This is a genomic window from Curtobacterium sp. VKM Ac-2852 (genome assembly GCF_013205045.1).
GTDB classification, from domain to species: domain Bacteria; phylum Actinomycetota; class Actinomycetes; order Actinomycetales; family Microbacteriaceae; genus Curtobacterium; species Curtobacterium flaccumfaciens.
Genome location: NZ_JABMLI010000001.1, coordinates 967,057 through 987,373 on the forward strand (window position 1 = coordinate 967,057; position 20,317 = coordinate 987,373).

Annotated in this window: 21 protein-coding genes; 9 read left to right on the forward strand and 12 right to left on the reverse strand. The window is 71.8% G+C overall.

The annotated features are described in order from the left end of the window. Positions 1–62: 62 nt before the first annotated feature. Positions 63–605, forward strand: a complete 543-nt coding sequence (locus HQQ79_RS04785) for an NUDIX hydrolase family protein (protein ID WP_027466763.1) — start codon at positions 63–65, stop codon at positions 603–605. 103 nt (positions 606–708) lie between these two features. Here HQQ79_RS04785 and HQQ79_RS04790 read toward each other — a convergent pair whose 3' ends face one another. Continuing rightward, positions 709–912: a CsbD family protein gene (locus HQQ79_RS04790; RefSeq protein ID WP_027466762.1), complete on the reverse strand. Its 204-nt coding sequence runs from the start codon at positions 910–912 to the stop codon at positions 709–711. A 250-nt stretch (positions 913–1,162) separates the two neighbouring features. Further along, entirely contained in the window at positions 1,163–2,773 is a 1,611-nt protein-coding gene (locus tag HQQ79_RS04795; protein ID WP_027466761.1) for a DEAD/DEAH box helicase, read from the reverse strand. A gap of 288 nt (positions 2,774–3,061) precedes the next feature. Between HQQ79_RS04795 and HQQ79_RS04800 the strand changes: the two genes are divergently transcribed. After that, positions 3,062–3,895 (forward strand): endo alpha-1,4 polygalactosaminidase, encoded by an 834-nt coding sequence (locus tag HQQ79_RS04800; RefSeq protein WP_173032717.1) that lies wholly within the window; start codon positions 3,062–3,064, stop codon positions 3,893–3,895. An 82-nt stretch (positions 3,896–3,977) separates the two neighbouring features. Here the strand turns inward: HQQ79_RS04800 and HQQ79_RS04805 are convergent, their stop codons facing one another. From HQQ79_RS04805 to HQQ79_RS04820, 4 genes are all read right to left on the reverse strand, one after another. Further along, positions 3,978–4,337: a GntR family transcriptional regulator gene (locus HQQ79_RS04805; protein WP_035809483.1), complete on the reverse strand. Its 360-nt coding sequence runs from the start codon at positions 4,335–4,337 to the stop codon at positions 3,978–3,980. Between the two features lie 10 nt (positions 4,338–4,347). Continuing rightward, on the reverse strand, positions 4,348–4,920 hold the full coding sequence (locus tag HQQ79_RS04810) for a DUF1684 domain-containing protein (RefSeq protein ID WP_051597091.1): 573 nt from the start codon (positions 4,918–4,920) through the stop codon (positions 4,348–4,350). A 132-nt stretch (positions 4,921–5,052) separates the two neighbouring features. Further along, a complete protein-coding gene (locus HQQ79_RS04815) occupies positions 5,053–5,535 on the reverse strand; it encodes a hypothetical protein (protein ID WP_111056558.1) in 483 nt (160 codons plus the stop codon). 115 nt (positions 5,536–5,650) lie between these two features. Next, positions 5,651–6,289 carry a GNAT family N-acetyltransferase gene (locus tag HQQ79_RS04820; RefSeq protein ID WP_027466757.1) on the reverse strand — a complete coding sequence of 213 codons (639 nt, stop codon included), beginning with the start codon at positions 6,287–6,289 and terminating at the stop codon, positions 5,651–5,653. A gap of 91 nt (positions 6,290–6,380) precedes the next feature. Here HQQ79_RS04820 and HQQ79_RS04825 point away from each other — a divergent pair, with 91 nt between their 5' ends. Beyond that, positions 6,381–6,986, forward strand: coding sequence for a 2-phosphosulfolactate phosphatase (locus HQQ79_RS04825; protein ID WP_173032719.1), 606 nt, complete (start codon positions 6,381–6,383; stop codon positions 6,984–6,986). A 42-nt stretch (positions 6,987–7,028) separates the two neighbouring features. Then, positions 7,029–7,331 carry a DUF427 domain-containing protein gene (locus HQQ79_RS04830; RefSeq protein WP_027466755.1) on the forward strand — a complete coding sequence of 101 codons (303 nt, stop codon included), beginning with the start codon at positions 7,029–7,031 and terminating at the stop codon, positions 7,329–7,331. Between the two features lie 30 nt (positions 7,332–7,361). On the opposite strand, the gene HQQ79_RS04835 is transcribed toward HQQ79_RS04830, so the two are convergent. From HQQ79_RS04835 to HQQ79_RS04860, 6 genes are all read right to left on the reverse strand, one after another. Then, on the reverse strand, positions 7,362–8,621 hold the full coding sequence (locus tag HQQ79_RS04835; protein ID WP_173032721.1) for an Nramp family divalent metal transporter: 1,260 nt from the start codon (positions 8,619–8,621) through the stop codon (positions 7,362–7,364). Between the two features lie 385 nt (positions 8,622–9,006). After that, positions 9,007–9,702 carry a CGNR zinc finger domain-containing protein gene (locus HQQ79_RS04840; protein WP_027466753.1) on the reverse strand — a complete coding sequence of 232 codons (696 nt, stop codon included), beginning with the start codon at positions 9,700–9,702 and terminating at the stop codon, positions 9,007–9,009. A gap of 47 nt (positions 9,703–9,749) precedes the next feature. Further along, complete coding sequence (locus HQQ79_RS04845) at positions 9,750–10,241, reverse strand: SprT-like domain-containing protein (protein WP_173032723.1); 492 nt, start codon at positions 10,239–10,241, stop codon at positions 9,750–9,752. Further along, positions 10,238–11,068 carry a hypothetical protein gene (locus HQQ79_RS04850; RefSeq protein WP_173032725.1) on the reverse strand — a complete coding sequence of 277 codons (831 nt, stop codon included), beginning with the start codon at positions 11,066–11,068 and terminating at the stop codon, positions 10,238–10,240. The genes HQQ79_RS04845 and HQQ79_RS04850 overlap by 4 nt, the downstream gene beginning before the upstream one ends. Before the next feature lie 143 nt (positions 11,069–11,211). Continuing rightward, entirely contained in the window at positions 11,212–11,952 is a 741-nt protein-coding gene (locus HQQ79_RS04855) for a DUF4064 domain-containing protein (protein ID WP_173032727.1), read from the reverse strand. Between the two features lie 108 nt (positions 11,953–12,060). Then, positions 12,061–12,903 (reverse strand): spermidine synthase, encoded by an 843-nt coding sequence (locus HQQ79_RS04860; RefSeq protein ID WP_071245518.1) that lies wholly within the window; start codon positions 12,901–12,903, stop codon positions 12,061–12,063. 131 nt (positions 12,904–13,034) lie between these two features. On the opposite strand from HQQ79_RS04860, the gene HQQ79_RS04865 reads away from it, so the two are divergent. The 5 genes from HQQ79_RS04865 to rpoB all read left to right on the forward strand — a co-directional run bounded on the left by HQQ79_RS04865 (position 13,035) and on the right by rpoB (position 20,310). Further along, positions 13,035–13,556, forward strand: a complete 522-nt coding sequence (locus tag HQQ79_RS04865; protein ID WP_071245515.1) for a hypothetical protein — start codon at positions 13,035–13,037, stop codon at positions 13,554–13,556. Then, positions 13,553–14,767, forward strand: a complete 1,215-nt coding sequence (locus tag HQQ79_RS04870) for a histidine kinase (RefSeq protein WP_173032729.1) — start codon at positions 13,553–13,555, stop codon at positions 14,765–14,767. Before HQQ79_RS04865 ends, HQQ79_RS04870 begins: the two co-directional genes overlap by 4 nt. Next, positions 14,764–15,459: a response regulator transcription factor gene (locus tag HQQ79_RS04875; RefSeq protein WP_173032731.1), complete on the forward strand. Its 696-nt coding sequence runs from the start codon at positions 14,764–14,766 to the stop codon at positions 15,457–15,459. Before HQQ79_RS04870 ends, HQQ79_RS04875 begins: the two co-directional genes overlap by 4 nt. A gap of 332 nt (positions 15,460–15,791) precedes the next feature. Next, positions 15,792–16,436 (forward strand): hypothetical protein, encoded by a 645-nt coding sequence (locus HQQ79_RS04880; protein WP_173032733.1) that lies wholly within the window; start codon positions 15,792–15,794, stop codon positions 16,434–16,436. 385 nt (positions 16,437–16,821) lie between these two features. Continuing rightward, a complete protein-coding gene (gene rpoB / locus HQQ79_RS04885; RefSeq protein WP_027466749.1) occupies positions 16,822–20,310 on the forward strand; it encodes a DNA-directed RNA polymerase subunit beta in 3,489 nt (1,162 codons plus the stop codon). The last annotated feature ends 7 nt before the right edge of the window (positions 20,311–20,317 follow it).

A 20,317-nucleotide genomic window follows, 5' to 3' on the forward strand; every position in this document is an offset into this window, starting at 1 on the left:
TAACCATCCCCAACTCCCGCGCCTTCCGCCGAACTCGCCGCCGTCCCTGGTAGACACGGTGCATGTCCTCGCTGCGCACCCCCGATCCCGACTCCGGCTGGCTGTCCGACGAGGAGCTCGCGAACGTCCGCCGTCGTCTGCCGATCTGCTACGTCGAGGCGGTCCCCGTCCGCACCGACGGCCTCGGCGTCGTGACCGAGGTCGGCGTGCTCCTGCGTGTCTCCCCGAGCGGTCTCATCGCCCGCACCCTGGTGTCCGGCCGCGTGATGTTCGGCGAGTCGATCCGCACCGCACTGTTCCGCCACCTCGAGAAGGACCTCGGACCGATGGCGTTCCCGCAGCTGCCCTCGAGCCCGACGCCGTTCACCGTGGCGGAGTACTTCCCGCTGCCCGGCGCCTCGGTGTACACCGACGAGCGGCAGCACGCGATCTCGCTGGCGTACGTCGTCCCCGTCACGGGAACGTGCGAGCCCCGGCAGGACGCCCTCGAGCTCACGTGGATGAGCCCGATGGAAGCCGCGTCCGACGCCGTCGCCGACGAGATGGAAGGTGGCCGCGGCGCACTGCTGCGGGCCGGCCTGGCATCGGTCGGCGCTCTGCACTAGCCCGATCGGGGCGTCCACGCCCGGCGCACGAGGAAGCCCGCGCACGACGAAGCCCCCGGATCCGATCGGATCCGGGGGCTTCGCAGCGCGGTCGCGAACCGGCTTAGTGCTTGTCGTCCTTGAAGCTGTCGGCGACGCCGTGCGCGGCGTCCTTGACGTCGGTGACGCCCTGCTTCGCCGAGGCCTTGCCCTGGTCGGTCTGGCCTTCGGCCTTCAGCCGGTCGTTACCGGTCGCGTTGCCGGCGGCTTCCTTGACCTTGCCTGCCGCCTTCTCAGCGGCGTTCTTGATGTCATCGATGCCAGCCATAGGCACTCCTTCCAGAAGCGGACGTGTTCCCCGTCAGCCGCTTGCGCGGCATCCGGTGAGTGAGACCGTACGCCCGGCGGAGTACCCCACCCCCAGCCCCCGCCAAGGTTCGTGCGAGCCCGGACGCAAAACACCGGTGTTCACGGAACACACCGCGGGATGCGGGGGTTCGAAACGTGAACACCGGTGTTTTGCGTGCACCGACGGGCTCAGGCCGAGCGGGTCAGGCCGCGTGGGTCAAGCGCGCAGGTCAGTGGCGGTCGGCAGCGCCGGCCGGACGGGAGGCGCGGCGCGAGCCACCACGACGGTTGCCGCCCGACTCGTTGCCGGACCGACCCGCGGCGTAGCCGCCCTCGGACGACCAGACGGCCGACGAGCCGCCGCGCACGACGTCGCTGCTGCCCGAGCGACGGTTGCCGCCGCTGCGGCGACCACCGGTCGAACCGGCGGCCGCGGCACCGGAGCGCCCGGCACCCTCGGTCCGTGCGCCACGGGCCGGACGGCCCTGACGGCCCCCGGCCGAACCGGCGGACTCGCCAGCCGAGCCGGAGCGCGCGGGCTGCGCCGCGCCTCCAGACCGACCGCCGCGACCACGGCGACGACCGCCGCCGTCACCGGCGGACTCGGCCGAGCGCTGCTTGGGCTGACGCTGCTGGGTGGGCTGCTCCTCGGCGACGTGGCGGATCGGAGCGACCTCGCCGACGAGCGCGGTGACGGCCGGGGAGGTCGCCGTGACGTGCTGCGGGGTGACCTTGATCGCGGCTGCACGCATCATCTGCGCGACGTCGCGACGCTCGGCGGGCATCGTCACCGTGACGACGTCACCGGACGAACCGGCACGCGCCGTGCGGCCCGAGCGGTGCAGGTACGCCTTGTGCTCGGTGGGCGGGTCGACGTGCACGACGAGCTCGACGTTGTCGACGTGCACACCGCGGGCGGCGACGTCGGTGGCGACGAGCACGAGGGCCTCACCGGAGGAGAACTTCGCGAGGTTGCGCTCACGGGCACCCTGCGACAGGTTGCCCTGCAGGTCGACGGCCGGGATCCCCTGGCTGCTGAGCTGCTTGGCCAGGCGCTTGGCGTGGTGCTTCGTGCGCATGAAGAGGATGCGGCGACCGTTGCCCGAGGCGAGGGCGCTCACGAGGTGCTTCTTCGCGTCTGCGTCGGCGACCTCGAACAGGTGGTGGGTCATCGCCTCGACGGGGCTGTTCGCCTCGTCGACGGAGTGCATCACGGGGTTGTGCAGGAACTTCTTGACGAGCTTGTCCACGCCGTTGTCGAGCGTGGCGGAGAACAGCAGTCGCTGCCCGTTCTCGGGCGTCGCCTGCATGATCTTGGTCACGCCGGGCAGGAAGCCCATGTCGGCCATGTGGTCGGCCTCGTCGAGGACGGTGACCTCGATGTCGCCCAGGTTCACGTGGCCCTGCTGCATGAGGTCGGCGAGGCGACCCGGGCAGGCGACCACGACGTCGACGCCGCCGCGCAGGGCGTCGACCTGGCGACCCTGACCGACGCCACCGAAGATGGTCGTGGTGTTCAGGCCCATGGCCTTGGCGAGCGGGGCGAGGGCGACGTCGATCTGCGTCGCGAGCTCACGGGTCGGCGCGAGCACCAGGGCGCGGGGGCGGCCGGCGCGGCGCTTGCGGCCGCTGGCGGCGAGGCGGGCGACGAGCGGGATCGCGAAGGCGATGGTCTTGCCGGAGCCGGTGCGGCCGCGGCCGAGGACGTCCTTGCCCTGCAGGGAGTCCGGGAGGGTGTCCGCCTGGATGGGGAACGCCATGTCCTTGCCCTGGTCGGCGAGGACGGAGACCATCGGCGCGGGGACGCCGAGGTCGGAGAAACGGATGTCTTCGGTGGTCATGGTGACCTTTCGAGCCGGAGCAGTCCGGCTGTGGGCGCGCTCTGAGGCAGCGCGCGGGCGGGATGCGCGCCAACGGATGTGGCTGGCGCAGTCGCCGCAGCAGAGAAGCCTGGGCACCTTCGTGAGGTGCTCGATCATCGACCGGAGTCTGGAGACAGCTGGTCGGGAGTTCGGGGCGTCCGTACGACGCACGAGGCGATCGGCGCCTCGAGTACGACCAGCATAGCGTGCACATCCCCGGAACGGCGAGGGCAGGGTCGTTCGCCCGTGGCGTGCGAGGATTCCGGGGTGCGCACGCCATCCGTCCTGTTGACCACCGCGATGGCCCTGGTGGCCGTCCTCGGCACCGCCGGCTGCGCCGAGGCCGCCACGACCAGCGCGGCCGGGAGCTACCGCAACCTGCCGACCTCGGGCCGCGTGGACTACCAGCTCGGCGGCGGGTACACCCCGCCCTCGGGCGTGACGATCGTCGAGCGCGACAGCACCGACCGCCCGGCGAAGGGCAAGTACAACATCTGCTACGTCAACGGGTTCCAGACGCAGCCCGAGGCCGCCAGCACGTGGAAGAAGTCGTACCCGTCGGCGATCCTCCGCGACCGTGCGGGCAAGCCGGTGTCCGACCCGGGGTGGCCGGACGAGATGCTCCTCGACACCCGGACCGCGGCGAAGCGTGCCCTGATCACGAAGGTGCTCGCGAAGACCGTCGCCCGCTGCGGTGACCGCGGGTTCGACGCGGTGGAGTTCGACAACCTCGACTCGTGGACCCGGAGCGGCAAGCGGCTCACCCGTGCCGGTAACCTGGCGCTGGCGAAGTCGCTCGTCGCCGAGGGACACCGGCACGGGCTGGCCGTCGGGCAGAAGAACACCCCGCAGCTCGGGGCGTCCGGCAGGAAGCAGACCGGGTTCGACTTCGTGGTCGCCGAGGAGTGCGTGCAGTACCGGGAGTGCGCCGCGTACACGAAGGCCTACGGCGGACGGGTCATCGACGTCGAGTACTCGGACACCCTCAAGGGCCCGTGGGCGTCGGTCTGCGGGCTGGGGAGCCGTCCGGCCATGACGATCCTGCGTGACCGTGACCTGGTGACCCCGACGGACGACGCGTACGTGTACGAGCACTGCTGAGCGCTCGGAACGGTCCTTCCCGGAACGACCAGGTACGCCCGGAAGCGCCAGCCAGCCACCCGCGCCCGCACGCCCGCCGGCGCTAGGCCGGCCAGGCCTCCCGCAACGCGGTCGCCGCCTGGTCCGCCGACAGCCCCGCCGAGCGGGCCGCAGCGGCCAGGGCACGAGCGGCCTCGGCCACGGCGTCCGGTACCGCTGCCGGCCGCACCACCCGGGTGCCGGCGCCCCGTGCGGTGTGCACGAGCCCGGCCTCCTCGAGCAGCTGGTAGGCCTTCGCGACGGTGCCGGCGGCGAGCCCGAGCTCGTCCGCCAGCCCACGCACGCTCGGCAGCCGTTCGCCGTCCACCAGGTACCCGGCGGTGATCTGCGCGGCGATCTGCGATCGGACCTGCTCGAACGGCGGCACGCGGCCACCGACGTCGAGGGCGACGAGTCCTGTCATGCGTTCCACCCTAGAAGTCGTACTGCTCGCCGACGGGGATCGGGACCGGCACGGTGTTGCCCGGAGGCGCGAGCGGGCACGCCCACGCCGGGTCGTACGCGCACGACGGGTTGTAGGCGAAGTTGAAGTCGAGCACGAGCGACCCGAGGTCGTCGCCGCCCAGGTCCGAGCCCTTGATGGTGTCGAGCAGGTAGCGTCCGCCGCCGTAGGTGCCGCGGGCCTTGCCGGCGCTGGCGTCCTTGACCGGGACGAACACCCCGCCCGCGTAGCCGCCGTGCTTCCAGACGTCGAGCGTGCCGACCCCGGGGACCCGCACGAGTCCGAGCCGGTCGAAGTGGACGACGCCGTCGGTGCCGGTCTCGAAGTCGAACTCGGCGGGCTCCGTGGCCTCGATGCGCACCTGGAACCGCCACGCGGGGTCGTAGTCCGGCACCGGCAGGGACTCGAAGTCGCGGGCGTCCTCGTCGAGCAGCGGCGACGCCGGGTGCTCCGCGAACATCGCGTCCCGGGTCTCGCGCCAGAGCGCGTGCGCCGTCTGGGGGTCCGGGGTGGCGCGGACGCGGCGGTACAGGTCGAACGTCATCCGCCGCCAATCCGTCGTCGCCAGCGTGCTGCGCACGCGGTCGTCGGTCGTCGGCTCCTGGGGGCGCGTCTGGCTCACGTGGTCGAGGCTACGCCCGCTCCGCGGTGGACGGGAGGCCCGACCCGCGTCACGTCACTCGCCGTCGGTCCGCCAGGTGGGCGCGAGGGCGCGCATCCGGAACGCCCGCCACTGCCAGATGACCCACATGCCGGGCCACAGGGCGAGCCCGAGGACGGCCGGTCGCATCCGGTAGGTCAGGCGGTCGAGCAGCAGGGTGCGGCCTCCCGGTGCGGGGACGACGGCCATCCGGTGCGACATCGTCATCCGCCCGAACAACCCGGACGTGCCGCCGCCGTTGTCACGCTGCACGGGGACTCCCCGGACCTCGTACAGGTCGAGGTCGACGTGCGTGTCGCCGCTCGGCACCAGCCCGAAGGCGTCCGCGGTGATCGGGTGCGGGTGCCCGGGCTCCCAGCGCTCCGGGAACCCCCGGGGGTCGCGCGAGCGGTACGCCAGGAACGGTTTCGTCACCGCCACCATCACGGACGGGGACAGCAGGGCATCGCGCACGGCGTCGACCGGCGCATCGAGGACGATCCGGAGGCCGACGTGCATGACGGTGACGCTACGCCCGCGGGCTGGACGGCGCGCCGTGGCCCGCTGGGCGAGACGATGCAGACGCGACGATGCCGGCGCGACGATGCCGGCGCGACGACGCAGACGCGACGCCTCAGGCGTGCCGGGCCGACCGACGGCGGGATCCCTCGGCGCGGTCGTGCCGCCGGAGCCGCTCGGCCAGCGAGAGGCGGACCGCCGGCCACTCCGACGCGATGACGGAGAACACCACGGTGTCGCGCAGGGTGCCGTCACGGCCGATCGCGTGGTTCCGGAGCACGCCGTCCTGCTTGGCGCCGAGGCCCGCGATGGCCGCTCGGGACTGCAGGTTGTGCCAGTGGGTGCGGAACTCGACCGCGATGCACTGCCACGCCTCGAACGCGTGGGACAGCATGAGCAGCTTCGACTCGGTGTTGATCCCCGATCGCTGCGCGGACCTGGCCAGGAACGTGCTGCCGATCTCGACACGGCGGTTGCCCGAGTCGATGTTCATGAAGGTCGTCGCACCCACCACCCGGCCGGTCGGGCGGTCCCGCACGGCGAAGGGCACCATGCGGCCGGCCTCGTGCTCGGCGAGCCGCCGGTCGATCTCGGCCTCGACCTGTGCCGGGGCGGGCACCGAGGTGTACCAGGTGCGCCACAGATCGCCGTCCGCGACCGCCGCCCGCAGGTCTTCCGCGTGCTCCTGCCCGAGGGGCTCGAGCGTCACACGGTCGCCGGTCAGGGTGGGTACGGGGGCGATCTCCATGACCATGCATCCTAGGGTCGACGACCCTGGCGGAACCCGGTCGGACGGCGACCCTGTGGAGAGGGACAGCATCGCCCGGGCGGCTATCGTGACGGACGTGGCAGAACGCACCCAGGAGAAGTACCAGGTCCGGTTCGCGTGGGGTCCCGGAGGTGCGGCTCGCATCGCCCACGGCACCCACCTGCTCGTCTGGGTCGACGCCCTGCCGCCGACTCCCGACGCCGCTGCACAGCGTCGCGCGCTGCGGAACGTGACCGCCCAGCTGCCGCAGGGTCCGGAGGTCGTGCTCGGCCACCTCGGCAACGCGGCGGCGGTCGCGGAACGGGTGACGGGCCTCCAGGCCGCACGCGGTGACCGGTGCGTCGTCGCGATCGTGGCCGCCGGGCTGCACCACACCGCTGCCCTCGACGACGCGGCCGAGGCGGCGGGGGAGTCCGTCGACGTCGCCGACGCACCCGACTTCGCCGTCGAGGACCTGCTCGCCGCCGGAGCCGTCGTCGACGCGCTCACCGAGGTCGGCATCGACCACACCTCACCCGAGGCCGCCGCGGCCTGCGCGGCGTACACGGGGCTGCGCCGCGCAGTGCGGCACCTGGTCAGCGCGTCCGAGGGAGCCGCCGTCCTGAGCCGTGACGACGTGCACGCGGCGCTCGCCGCGGGCCCCGGCCTGACCGTCCTGCGGGAATCGGGGGAGCGCGCGTAGCGTTCGCCCCGTCACGGAACCAGCGAGCGAAGGAGCAACGCCATGAAGGCAGTCGTCGGCGACACGGTGATCGCGGAGGCCCCCGAAGAGGACCTCATCAAGATCGAGGGCAACTGGTACTTCCCGCCGTCGAGCGTGAAGACCGAGCTCTTCACCGAGAGCCCCACCCAGTACCACTGCCCGTGGAAGGGCGACACCCAGTACTTCACGGTGAACGTCGACGGACAGGCGCTGCAGGACCGCGCGTGGTCGTACCCGACGCCGATCCCGTCGTCGTTCGACCGCGTCGGCAAGGACTACTCGGGCTACGTCGCGTTCTGGAAGGACGTCCAGGTCGTCGAGTGACGACCGCCCGTCACCCTGACCGGTCGTGCCTCAGCCGGTCAGGGTGAGCACGACCAGTGCGACGTTGAGCGCCACGATGACCGCCGCGATCACCCACGCCACCACGCGGGTGGGCGCGGCGTTCACGTCGGTCCCCATCACGCTCCGTCGCGACGTGTAGACCACCAGGGGCACGATCGCGAAGGCGATCCCGAAGCTCAGCACCACCTGGCTGACGACGAGCAGCATCGTCGCGTCGGCGTTCAGCGCGAGCAGCACGATGGCGGGCACCAGGGTGATCGCGCGCCGGGCCACGAGCGGGATCCGCACGTGCAGCAGGCCCTTCATGATCTCCGCGCCGGCCATGCAGCCCACCGAGGTCGAGGCCAGGCCGGACGCGAGCAGGCCCACGGCGAAGAGCACCCCGACGACCGGGCCGACGTTCTCGGCGATGGCGCGCTGCGCACCGGGGATGGAGTCGGTGCCCGCGACTCCGGGCAGGGTGGCCGCGGCGAGGACGAGCATCGCGATGTTCACCCCACCCGCGACGATCAGCGCGAGCCCGACGTCCCACCGGGTCGCGACGAGCACCCGGCGACGCTCCGGCCCGGCGGGGACGTCCCCGTGGCGGTCCCGGGCGAGCGCCGAGTGCAGGTACACCGCGTGCGGCATCACGGTCGCACCGAGCATCGAGGCCGCGAGCAGCACGGACCCGGCGCCCTCGAACCGCGGCACGAGCCCGGCGACCAGGTCGGCCGGTGTGACCCTGGCGAACAGCAGCCCGGCGCAGAAGCCCACGGTCAGGATCGCGAGCATCGCCGTCACCACGGTCTCGAACAGGCGCGTGCCCCGGCGGCTGTGCAGGGTCAGCAGGAGCATCGAGACGAGCCCGGTGATGATCCCGCCGACCACGAGCGGCAGGTCGAAGAGCAGGTAGAGCGCCAGGGCGCCGCCGATGACCTCGGCGATGTCGGTCGCGGCGGCGACGATCTCGGCCTGGCCCCAGAACAGCAGGCGCGGGGTTCGGCGCATCCGCAGGCCGAGGTGTTCGGGCAGCGACTTGCCCGTCACCACCCCGAGCTTGGCGGACAGGTACTGCACCACCACGGCGCTGGCGTTCGCGGCGACGAGCACCCAGAGCAGCAGGTACCCGTACTCGGCTCCGGCCGTCAGGTTGGCGGCGACGTTGCCCGGGTCGACGTACGCGATGGCCGCCACGAAGGCCGGTCCGAGCAGGGTGAGCCCGGCTGCGCGACGACGCGGGGCACCGGATGGGTGCTCGTCGAGCCGGGGGCTGGCAGTGTCGGTCATGCACCGATCCTGCCAGAGAATTCGGTTAACCGAATCTTTTTCTTCGTCATGTCGTGGTGTTGGCCGGTCGCCGCTCGCGCGTGCGTGTGTCGGATGGTCAGGACTCGTCGGCTGGGACGCCGCCAGCAGACGGTCGGTGACCGCTCGGCCGAGGTGCGCGGGGTGTCGTGACCGCTCGCGGAATGCGGACAGGAGGCCCGTGGCGGCGCCGCCACGCGCCTCCCGGCCGGTGGCTGGTCACGACTCGTCGCTTGCTTCGCGTCGGATGGTCGCAACCTGACGGTTGCGACGCCGTCGGGCGACGGTTGGTGACCGCTCGGCAGAGGCGAGCGGGGTGTCGCGAACGCCCCGGGCTCGACAACGAGAGGAAGGTGTCAGCTCGGGCTCACTCCGCGGCGCGGCGAGCGCGGTGCGCCCGGACCTTCGCCCGGTTGCCGCACCGCTGCATCGAGCACCAGCGACGGGTCCCACCGCGCGACGAGTCGTAGAACACCAGGCCGCAGTCCTCGGCCGAGCACCGGCTCAGGCGCGTCGGCCGGCCGTCGGCCTCGACGTCGTCGAAGCCGACCTCGGTGAAGAGCGCGACGGCGTCGCGCGCGACGCTCGACAGGGCCTGCGCCAGGCGGACCCGGTTCGCTCCGGCGCGGCGTCGGCCACCCGGGAGGCTCGGGGGCACGTCCGGCAGGGCGGCGAACAGGTTGACGGTGTCGATGTCGTCGGGCGCGGGGCGCGTGCGGCCGGCTCCGGCGCGCAGGCCCGCCGCCACGGCGGTGCGCTCCGCGGCGGTGCTCGCCGGCGCGGGGGCGGCGGCCACGGCGAGCCGGGCGATCGCGGCACGCAGGGCACGGGCGTCCTGCAGCTCGCGGGCGCTGGCGCCGACGTCGATGGGCTCGGTGTGCTCGCTGAGCCACTCGTCCAGGTCGGCCGGACTCGCGAGCAGCTCCCCGAGCTGCGACCGCGGTCGGCGTCCGGTGGGGTCGTCGGCGAAGCCACCCGTGTGCGCGAAGTCGAGCGCGATCCGTCCGGCGTCGAAGAACCAGGAGGAACCGGCGTCCGTGCGGATGTGCTGCCCCGTGTGCATCCGCCCAGGCTAACGGGTTACCGGCGCGCCTCCGTGCGTCGGGCACCTCATGCGGTAGTCGACGCCATCGTGGCCGCGTCGTCGTCCGCGGTCCGACGCCGCCACGTGATGACGTTCCGGGCGTCGAACCGCCGGGAACAGCGGGCGCAGGCCAGGGGACGGGTGGGCGTGCGGTACCGGAAGTGCTCGTGTCCCGCGGGGCAGGTGCCGATCCAGGGGGCGAGCTCGCTGGCGATCGGCCCGTCGTGCAGCCGGGAACCGGTGTACCCGATCGACGCGGCCGTGCGCTTCCACTTCGCTCCGTGTGCCGCCCGGGCGCCGGCGAGGGCGTGCGCGACCTCGTGCAGCAGGACCTGTTCGACGTCGTCGTCGGAGAACCGGGTGGCCAGGTGGCGGCTCACCGTGATCCGCTTCCGCGCGAAGTCGCACTGGCCCGCGCGGGTCTTGGCGTGGTCGAACCCGAACGCCCACGTCCCGGTGCCGAGGTGTTCGGCGATGAGCGCTTCGGCGCGGAGCCGGACGGCCTCGAGCGCGGTCACTGCTCGGAACGCGGGTCGGCCTGGCCCTTCTTCGCTGCCCGGGCCGCGATCCGGCCCCAGATGTCGTCGGCCTCGGTCCGGGCGGCGTCGGGCGCACCGAGCACGCGCCGGCGGATCGGCGGGACCTGCTTCACCGGCTCGGCGACGCGGGTCGTGGGTTCGTCGTCCTCGGCGCGGCGGGCGGCGACCTCGCGGGCAGTCCGGGGCCGGTCGGACGGTTCCGCCGGGTTCGTGATCGAGGCCCGCATGGCGGCCTCGACCGCGGTGCGCAGCGCGTCGGTGCGCTCGGACGGCGCGCCGGCCTGTCGGAAGGCATGGTACGCCCGCGAGAGTGCGGCGCGGGCCTCGTCGAAGCGGTCGTTCTCGAACAGCGACCAGCCCTCGATCTCAGCCGCGGCGCCCTCGAGCTCGGGCCACTCCTCGGTGGCGGCGGTGTCGCGGGCCATGGCGGCCTCGGCGGCGGCGCGGTCGTGCCGGCCGAGGTCGTGCAGGACGTGCGCACGACGGATCCGCGCGGCGACCTTGTCCTGGCGCTCCCCGGTGAACATCGCGAGGCGGAACACCTCTTCGGCGATGACGAGCGACTCGTCCAGACGGCCGAGCAGGCGGAGGAGCTCGGCCCGTTCGGCGAGTGCGTCGGTGCTGCGGCTCTGACCGAGGTCACGGAGCCGCTGGTGCACGGCGTCGACGTCGACCGCGGGTCGCAGGCTGATGGGCGCGAAGGTGCTGCCCGGGCTGACTCCGGCCGTCACGGGAGCCGCGTGGCGCGGTTCACGGGAACGGTCGGACAGGTCGGGCTGCTGGCGGTCGTCGGGCGGGAGGGACATCGGTTCGAGGGTAGCCGCGGTCTCCCGGGAGCGGTCGGTGCGACGCGCTCAGGTTGCGCGGGTGCAGCCGTCCGCGCGTACCCCCGGGACGACGAACGGCCCGCCGTGCCGGAGCGCGACGGGCCGTTCGGTCGAGGGGTCGATCAGGAGTTGGCGCCCACCGCGCCGGCAGCGGCCACGCCGGCGTAGGTGACGAACGTCGCGATGGTCGCGACGACCGCCAGGACGATCGCCAGGACGCCCCAGACACGACCGCGCTTGGCGACGGCCGCGATGATGCCCTGCACGAGTGCCCAGAGTCCGAGGAACGCGGCGATGCCGATCACGGCGATGCCGCCCACGAGCTGCGAGCGGACCTCCGGGTCGCTCATGACCTCGCTCTGCATCTGCTCGGGCGTGAGGTTCGTCGAACCGTTCTGCGTGATCTGGTCGATCACACCGCTGTTGCTGATGGCCGAACCCATGATGTAGCCGCCGACGACGCCGAGCACGAGCGCGAGCAGGCCGAGCACGAAGGCGATGATGCCGACGGTCTTCTTCTTCTTCTTGGGCTTCGGCTCGTCGTGGCTCTGCCAGGCCGGGGCACCGGAGTGCGCGGGCGCGGCGGCGTACGGCTGCTGGTCGTGGTGCTGGCCCTGGTCGTGGCGCTGCTGGTCGTTCCAGCTCGGCGTGCTCGACGGCTGGCCGTACTGCTGCTGGCCGTACTGCTGCTCGCCCTGCCCGTACTGCTCGCCGTACTGCGGGGTCGAGGTCGGCGCCGGGTCCACCCGCTCGCCGTACCGCGGGGCATCGGCGTCGGGCTGCTGCTGCTGCGGGGCGTCGCCCCAGCGCGGCGCCTGGCCGTCGCCCGTCCGGTCCTGGTCGTTCCGGTCGTCGTTCGTCATCAGGGTTCCCATCGCTCGGTCGCGCAGCTGCGCGGTCGTCCAGACCATCCTGACAGCCGGACCCGTCGAGTGCCCGAAGTCCGTCCCCGGCGACGCCGCGGGCGGGCGTCAGCCCCCGAACACGCTCCGGTTCGGCTCCGGCGACGCGACCGCCGTCTGGTCCGTGACGATCGGCGCCCCGGCGATGAACGACCGGAGCTCCGCACCGTGCACGACCTTGGCCGGCATCGGGTCGGACGAGTACCGTCGCGGCATGTCCGCCACCGGCAGGTCGGTCGGCGACCCGAGCAGCACGATGTTGCCGAACCGCCGGCCCTTGAGCATCCCGGTGTCCGCCACCGCCGCGACCGACGGCAGCACCGACTGCAGCGTCGACGCCTGCCCGCGGGCGAAGGCCAACCCGGCGCCGTCGGCCACGTTCACCGCGACGATTCCCGTCGGCGACAGGAACGCGGCGACCTCGCGGTAGAACTCGACGCTCGTCACGTGTGCGGGGATCTGCGAACCGCCGAAGACGTCCACCACCGCCAGGTCCACGGTGCCGCGGAGCCCGGCGGGCAGCTTGCCGAGGACCTCCCGGGCATCGCCGTACCGCACCCGGATCGACGCGCCACGGGGGAACGGCAGGGCCTCGCGCACGTGCTCGACCAGGTCACGCTCGAGCTCGATCACCTGCTGCCGCGAACCCGGGCGGGTCACCGCGACGTAGCGGGGCAGGGTGAGGGCTCCGGCGCCCAGGTGCAGTGCCGTGATCGGGCCGTCCGGCAGCAGGTCGATCGCGTGCCCGATCCGCCGGATGTACTCGAACGCAAGGTGGGTCGGGTCCTCGAGGTCCACGTGCGACTGCGGGGTGCCGTCCACCACCAGGGTGAAGGACCCCGGTCGGTGCCGGTCCGGCTCCACCACCGAGTACCCCGCACCGATCCGGAACCCGTCGAACGCATCAGCCATGCCGTCAATGGAACACCACCGCGATCACCACCCGCGCCCCCACCCCTGGTTGGTGTGCGCGCGGGCCGCCCGGAACGAGGCTGATCACACCGGTCGGGAACGCCCCGCCGGACCACCTCGAAAGGCACACCATGTCGGTCCAGCTCCTCGCGAACGTGCTCATCGGCCTCGCCCTCGTCGGCCTCCTGGCGTACCGGCAGGCGACCTGGCGGTTCCTCGACCCGGCGCGCATCTGGCGGGGTCCGCTCGTGATGGCGATCGTCGGCGTGGTCGTCCTCGCGCAGACCACGACGACCGTCACCACCACCGACGTCGTGTTCCTCGGCCTCGAGGCCCTGCTCACCGTCGGTGTCGGCCTGGCGATGGGGGCCATGACCCGGTTCCGCACCGTCACGACACCGGACGCCAAGGGCCGCACCCTGCAGTCCCGCACGGGCTGGCTCGGCGCCGCGCTCTGGCTCGTCCTGATCGCCGCCCGCATCGGGCTCGACGTCCTCGGCGGCCACCTCGGCGCGCACCTGCTCACCTCGACCGGCACGATCCTGCTCGTGCTCGCCCTGAACCGCGCCGCCCGTGCCCTGGTCGTCGACCAGCGCATCCCCCGCGGCGGCGACCGGTCGGAGGCCGCCCGCCGCGGCATGATGGTCCGGTGAGCCTGCCCACCGACCCGGACCAGACCGACCCCGCCGGGGTCCGGTCCCGCTCGGTGCTCACCTGGGGACTCAACGCCGTCGGGATCGCCGTGGTCTCCTTCTGGTTCGTCCGGAACGGCCTCCTGCTCCACCACCCCGCGTGGGTCTGGGTCCTCGGGGCCGTGGCGCTCGCCGCCTGGGCCGTCCGCGAAGGAGCACGGACGCCCCGCGTGCTCGTCGCCGCAGCCGGCGTGATGACCGCCGCCGGATCCTGCGTCGTGGTGCCGACCGACTCGCTCCTGGTCGTCCCGGTGATCGTCGGGCTCGTCGTCCTCGGCGCCGACCTCCGCCTGCCGGTCTGGACGGCCGCGGTCGCCGCGCTCGCCGCCGTCGTGGTGGTCGCCGTCACCGCGACGCTCGAGCAGGCGTCGGTGCAGCTCGTCCTCGGCGTGAGCGGCGGGCTGCTGCTCGGCGTGCTCGTCGGATTCAGCCGTCGGCAGGTCCGGATCACGACGGCGCAGGCCCGCGAGACCGAGCGGGAGCAGCAGCGCGCACGGCTCCTCGCCGACCGGTCGCGAGCGTCCCGGGACATCCACGACGTCCTCGCCCACTCGCTCGGCGGCCTGGTGCTGCAGCTCGACGCGGTCGAGGCCCTGCTCGAGGCCGGCCGCGTCGACGAGGCCACCCGCCGAGCCGGCGATGCCCGCGCGCTGGCCGCGGACGGCCTGGCTGAGGCGCGGCGTGCGGTGCACGCGCTCCGCGACGAACCGCAGCCCGACCAGCCGGAGCCGACCCGTGCCTCCAGCCCGTCCGCCGATCAGGCGTCGGGCCTGACGGCCCTGCTCGACGCGCACCGCTCGTTCGGCGGCGAGGTCGTCGTGCAGGGCGACGCGGCCCTCGCGGTCCTCGACGACGCCCACCGGGCCGCCGTGGTCCAGGTCGTCCGGGAGGCCCTCAGCAACGCCCGCAGGCACGCTCCCGGCCGCCCCGTGTCCCTGTCGGTGATCCGGGACGGCGACGCCGTGGACGTCGTCGTGGCCAACCCGCTGCCGAGCGGTGGACAGGGGTTGCTCGGGATGCGCGAGCGGTTCGCGGAACTCGGCAGCGAGGCCACGGTGGAGGCCGAGCGTTCCGACGACGAGTTCGTCGTCGCCATGCACCTGCCCGTCGACTGTTCGGTCGATGCAGAGACCGCGGACGCTGCGGGCGCCGCCGAGGACGACCGCTCGTGACGATCCGGGTGCTCGTGGTCGACGACCAGGCCATCGTCCGCGACGGCCTGGTGACGGTGCTGTCGCTCGTGCCCGACCTGCAGGTCGTCGGGCAGGCGGCGGACGGTGGCGAGGCGATCGCCGCGGTCGACCGGTACGTGCCCGACGTCGTCCTGATGGACCTGCGGATGCCGGGGGTCGACGGGCCGACCGCCACCGCGCGGATCGTCGCCGAGCACCCCGGGGTGGCGGTCCTGGTGCTGACGACCTACGCCGACGACGACTCCATCGTCACCGCGCTGCGGGCGGGAGCGCGCGGCTACCTGACGAAGGACGCCGGACGGGCGGAGATCGCGACCGCGGTGCGGGCGGTGGCCGCCGGGCAGTCGACCTTCGACGCGACCGTGGGGGCGCGGCTGGTGGCGCGCCTCGCCAGTGTTGCTGGTGCCGATGCCGGCGCCGCTGCTGGTTCCGCTGCTGGTTCCGCTGCGCCGGCGGGAGCTGATCCGGGCCGGTCCCTCGGTGCCCGGTTCCCGGACCTCACCCCGCGCGAACTGGACGTCCTCGAGCGGATCGCGGACGGCCGGACGAACCCGCAGATCGCCGCCGAGCTGTTCCTGACGGTCCCCACCGTGAAGTCGTACGTGAACCAGGTGTTCGCGAAGCTCGGGGTCCGGACCCGCGCCGAGGCCGTCACCCGCGTCCTGCGCTGACCGTCAGCAGCACCCCGTCGTCCCCAGGCGACGCACCGCGGACACGTGAATGCGTACACATGGACAACCAGCGGACGCCAAGACTCGTTGCGTACCGTTGACGACTGTCGTCACGACGCCAGAGCGTCGATGCGTGTGTGCCCCACACACCACGCGTCCGCCCGGACACCGTGACCACGACGTGCCCGTGAGCGCCCCCACCGCTCGAGCGTGCGCATCGTCGGCGTGATGCTGCGCGCCACCCCTCCGGCCACCCGCGCGCGCTGGCCGTCGAACGCACCGCACCCGATGACGAGTGCACCACTGCTGATCCGCCGCAGGAGACCTCCGTCATGACCGCCGACACCATGAGCGTGCCCACCGCTCGTTCCACCACCCCGGACACCCGCCGCGCCGGCACCCGACCCACCCGGGTGATCCGGGCCTCCCGACCGACCCGCGCTTCCCGGCCGTCGCGCGCTCCGCGTGCCTCCCTGTCGTTCCACGCCGACCGCGAGACGGCGCCCACCTGGATGCGGGTCGTCGGCACGGCGCTGCTCGTCGCCGGCGCCGGCCTGTCCGCCGCCGTCCTCGGCTGGCCCGGGGACGCGCCGGAGGTCGCCCTGCTGGTGCCGGCCCTGCTCGCCGTCACCCTCGGGGCGCTGCTCCTGCTCGCCCGTGCCGGGTTCACCGTCACCGAGCGGCACGTGACCCTGCACTTCCGTCCACTCCCGCCGCGGCGCATCCCGCGCCGGCGGATCACCGACGTCCGCCTGGTCGAGGCGGACGCGGCTACCTACGGCGGTGTCGGCCTGCGGATCCGTCGCGGCGTGCGCGCGCTCATCCTCACGCCGGGGCTCGGGATCGAGCTCACGGACGACCGGGGCCGGGTCACGTTCGTCCGCACGCGTCGACCGGAGGACGCGTTCCGTGCGCTGGCAGGACTGCCGGGCGGGCCGGGAGGCGCGGATCACGTCGAGCGCGAGCGTCTCGGTTGATCAGGGGCTCGGCTGAGCACGGGAATGGAAGCGGTGTGTGGCGGCTTATACACGCCACTGCCGAATCCGGTCAAGCCGGGACTGGACAGCGCGCCACGGAGCGAACTATGATGACAGTTCGCGCTCCCTGGCATCCGTGTCGTCATATTGCGGTCGACGCAGAGTTCTGAGACAGAAACTCATCTCGCCCTGGTGCAGCCGGACCCGTATATGGCGGCGGGTACCGCTCACGGAGATCATCCCACACGTGCACCGACGTTCCGCGTCAGGCACGCGTCGGCGTGGTCGCAGGGCTTGCATCTCAGGGTTCGCCGAGCGATCAATCCACTCACCTACACACTGCTCGTCAGTGTCGGCCCGACGGGGCCTACCGGAGGTCACACCCTTGGCTGCTGCGCCCAACGCATCCACCAACCCCAAGAACGGTCGCAACCACTCGCGACTCTCGTTCGCCAAGATCACGGACACCCTCACGGTTCCTGATCTGCTCGCACTCCAGACGGAGAGCTTCGACTGGCTCGTCGGCAACGACGTCTGGAAGGCCCGCCTCGCCGAAGGGCAGGAGCAGGGTCGTACCGACCTCGCGCTGCACTCGGGGCTCGAGGAGATCTTCGAGGAGATCTCCCCGATCGAGGACCTCGGCGAGACCATGCAGCTCTCGTTCACCGCGCCGGAGCTCGAAGACCCGAAGTACTCGATCGACGACTGCAAGGAGCGCGGCAAGACCTACGCCGCTCCGCTGTACGTCAACGCCGAGTTCATGAACCACATGACGGGTGAGATCAAGACGCAGACGGTCTTCATGGGCGACTTCCCGCTCATGACCGAACGCGGCACGTTCATCATCAACGGCACCGAGCGCGTCGTCGTGTCGCAGCTCGTCCGTTCGCCCGGCGTGTACTTCGAGCGCCAGCAGGAGAAGACCTCCGACAAGGACATCTACTCGGCGCGGATCATCCCGTCGCGTGGTGCCTGGCTCGAGTTCGAGATCGACAAGCGCGACCAGGTGGGCGTGCGCATCGACCGCAAGCGCAAGCAGTCCGTGACCGTCTTCCTCAAGGCCCTCGGCCTGACGAGCGAAGAGATCATGGACGAGTTCCAGGGCTTCGCGTCGATCGAGTCGACCCTCGAGAAGGACGCCGTCCTCACGAAGGAAGAGGCGCTCAAGGACATCTACCGCAAGCTCCGTCCGGGCGAGCAGGTCGCTGCCGAGGCCGCGCGTGCGCTCCTCGACAACTTCTACTTCAACCCGAAGCGTTACGACCTGGCGAAGGTCGGCCGCTACAAGGTCAACCGCAAGCTCGGCATGGACGCCCCGCTGTCCGACTCGGTGCTCACCGTCAAGGACATCGTCGCGACGATCAAGTACCTGGTGTCGCTGCACGCTGAGCGCACCACGATCGACGGCGTCCGTGACGGCGAACCGGTGCAGCTGCGCCTCGACGTGGACGACATCGACCACTTCGGCAACCGTCGCATCCGCGCCGTCGGCGAGCTCATCCAGAACCAGGTCCGCACGGGTCTGTCCCGCATGGAGCGCGTCGTCCGCGAGCGCATGACCACGCAGGACATCGAGGCGATCACGCCCCAGACGCTCATCAACGTGCGTCCGGTCGTCGCCGCGATCAAGGAGTTCTTCGGAACGTCCCAGCTGTCGCAGTTCATGGACCAGAACAACCCGCTCGCGGGCCTGACGCACAAGCGTCGTCTCTCGGCCCTCGGCCCGGGTGGTCTGTCCCGTGAGCGTGCCGGCGTCGAGGTCCGTGACGTCCACCCGTCGCACTACGGCCGCATGTGCCCGATCGAGACCCCGGAAGGCCCGAACATCGGCCTGATCGGTTCGCTCGCGTCGTTCGGTCGGATCAACTCCTTCGGCTTCATCGAGACCCCGTACCGTCGCGTCGTCGACGGCGAGGTCACGAAGACCATCGACTACCTCACCGCTTCGGAAGAGGACGACTTCGTCGTCGCGCAGGCCAACGCCCCGCTGACGAACGACTTCCACTTCGCCGACGACAAGGTGCTCGTCCGCAAGAAGGGTGGCGAGGTCGAACTCGTCGCCAAGGACGAGGTCGACTACATGGACGTCTCCCCGCGCCAGATGGTGTCGGTCGCGACGTCGCTCATCCCGTTCCTCGAGCACGACGACGCGAACCGCGCCCTCATGGGTGCGAACATGCAGCGTCAGGCCGTCCCGCTGCTCCGTTCGGAGTCGCCGCTCGTCGGCACCGGCATGGAGGGCTACACGGCCATCGACGCCGGCGACGTCGTCACCGCCGACAAGGCCGGTGTCGTCTCCGAGGTCTCGGCCGACGCCGTCACCCTGCAGCTCGACGAGGGCGGCACGCAGACCTACTACCTGCGCAAGTTCGACCGCTCCAACCAGGGCACGAGCTACAACCACCGCGTCATCGTCTCCGCAGGCGAGCGCGTGGAGCAGGGCGAGGTCATCGCCGACGGTCCCGCAACGGAGAACGGCGAGCTCGCGCTCGGCAAGAACCTCCTCGTCGCGTTCATGCCGTGGGAGGGCTACAACTACGAGGACGCGATGATCCTGTCGCAGAACCTCATCAAGGACGACACGCTCTCCTCGATCCACATCGAGGAGTACGAGGTCGACGCCCGCGACACCAAGCTCGGCAAGGAGGAGATCACCCGTGACCTCCCCAACGTCAGCCCGGACCTGCTGGCCGACCTCGACGAGCGCGGCATCATCCGCATCGGTGCCGAGGTCCGCCCCGGCGACATCCTCGTCGGCAAGGTCACGCCGAAGGGCGAGACCGAGCTGAGCGCCGAGGAGCGTCTGCTCCGTGCCATCTTCAACGAGAAGTCGCGCGAAGTCCGCGACACCTCGCTCAAGGTGCCCCACGGTGAAGAGGGCACGATCATCGGCGTCAAGGTGTTCGACTCGCAGGACGGCGACGACGAGCTCGGCTCGGGCGTCAACCAGCGCGTGGTCGTCTACATCGCCCAGAAGCGCAAGATCACCGCGGGTGACAAGCTCGCCGGTCGTCACGGCAACAAGGGCGTCATCTCGACCATCCTCCCGGTCGAGGACATGCCGTTCCTCGCCGACGGCACCCCCGTCGACATCGTCCTCAACCCGCTCGGCGTCCCCGGCCGCATGAACTTCGGCCAGGTGCTCGAGATCCACCTCGGGTGGCTCGCCAAGCAGGGCTGGAACGTCGAGGGCATCCAGGACTGGGCCGAGAACCTGCCGGAGGCAGCGCACAGCGCCGAGCCCGGCACCAAGGTCGCCACCCCGGTGTTCGACGGTGCGTACGAGCGCGAGATCGAGGGCCTCCTCGACTCGACCCTCCCGAACCGCGACGGCGAGCGCCTGATCGGCTCGTCCGGCAAGGCGCAGCTCTTCGACGGCCGCTCCGGCGAGCCGTTCCCGGAGCCCGTCTCGGTCGGCTACATGTACATCCTCAAGCTGCACCACCTGGTCGACGACAAGATCCACGCGCGTTCGACCGGTCCGTACTCGATGATCACGCAGCAGCCGCTGGGTGGTAAGGCGCAGTTCGGTGGACAGCGATTCGGTGAGATGGAGGTGTGGGCGCTCGAAGCGTACGGCGCCGCCTACGCCCTCCAGGAGCTCCTGACGATCAAGTCCGACGACATCCTCGGCCGCGTGAAGGTCTACGAGGCGATCGTCAAGGGCGAGAACATCCAGGAACCCGGCATCCCCGAGTCCTTCAAGGTCCTCATGAAGGAGATGCAGTCGCTCTGCCTGAACGTCGAGGTCCTCTCGGCCGACGGCCAGGCGGTCAGCCTGCGCGACAACGATGACGAGGTCTTCCGCGCTGCGGAGGAGCTGGGCATCAACATCTCCTCGCGGTTCGAGTCGTCCTCTGTCGACGACATCTGATCCCGCC

What these genes read in the sequence shown, in the direction of transcription:
- HQQ79_RS04785 (WP_027466763.1), top strand. Translation starts at nt 63, where the DNA reads ATGTCCTCGCTGCGCACCCCCGATCCCGACTCCGGCTGGCTGTCCGAC.
- HQQ79_RS04790 (WP_027466762.1), bottom strand. Translation starts at nt 912, where the DNA reads ATGGCTGGCATCGATGACATCAAGAACGCCGCTGAGAAGGCGGCAGGC.
- HQQ79_RS04795 (WP_027466761.1), bottom strand. Translation starts at nt 2,773, where the DNA reads ATGACCACCGAAGACATCCGTTTCTCCGACCTCGGCGTCCCCGCGCCG.
- HQQ79_RS04805 (WP_035809483.1), bottom strand. Translation starts at nt 4,337, where the DNA reads ATGACAGGACTCGTCGCCCTCGACGTCGGTGGCCGCGTGCCGCCGTTC.
- HQQ79_RS04810 (WP_051597091.1), bottom strand. Translation starts at nt 4,920, where the DNA reads ATGACGTTCGACCTGTACCGCCGCGTCCGCGCCACCCCGGACCCCCAG.
- HQQ79_RS04815 (WP_111056558.1), bottom strand. Translation starts at nt 5,535, where the DNA reads ATGCACGTCGGCCTCCGGATCGTCCTCGATGCGCCGGTCGACGCCGTG.
- HQQ79_RS04820 (WP_027466757.1), bottom strand. Translation starts at nt 6,289, where the DNA reads ATGGTCATGGAGATCGCCCCCGTACCCACCCTGACCGGCGACCGTGTG.
- HQQ79_RS04830 (WP_027466755.1), top strand. Translation starts at nt 7,029, where the DNA reads ATGAAGGCAGTCGTCGGCGACACGGTGATCGCGGAGGCCCCCGAAGAG.
- HQQ79_RS04835 (WP_173032721.1), bottom strand. Translation starts at nt 8,621, where the DNA reads ATGACCGACACTGCCAGCCCCCGGCTCGACGAGCACCCATCCGGTGCC.
- HQQ79_RS04840 (WP_027466753.1), bottom strand. Translation starts at nt 9,702, where the DNA reads ATGCACACGGGGCAGCACATCCGCACGGACGCCGGTTCCTCCTGGTTC.
- HQQ79_RS04850 (WP_173032725.1), bottom strand. Translation starts at nt 11,068, where the DNA reads ATGTCCCTCCCGCCCGACGACCGCCAGCAGCCCGACCTGTCCGACCGT.
- HQQ79_RS04855 (WP_173032727.1), bottom strand. Translation starts at nt 11,952, where the DNA reads ATGACGAACGACGACCGGAACGACCAGGACCGGACGGGCGACGGCCAG.
- HQQ79_RS04860 (WP_071245518.1), bottom strand. Translation starts at nt 12,903, where the DNA reads ATGGCTGATGCGTTCGACGGGTTCCGGATCGGTGCGGGGTACTCGGTG.
- HQQ79_RS04865 (WP_071245515.1), top strand. Translation starts at nt 13,035, where the DNA reads ATGTCGGTCCAGCTCCTCGCGAACGTGCTCATCGGCCTCGCCCTCGTC.
- HQQ79_RS04880 (WP_173032733.1), top strand. Translation starts at nt 15,792, where the DNA reads ATGACCGCCGACACCATGAGCGTGCCCACCGCTCGTTCCACCACCCCG.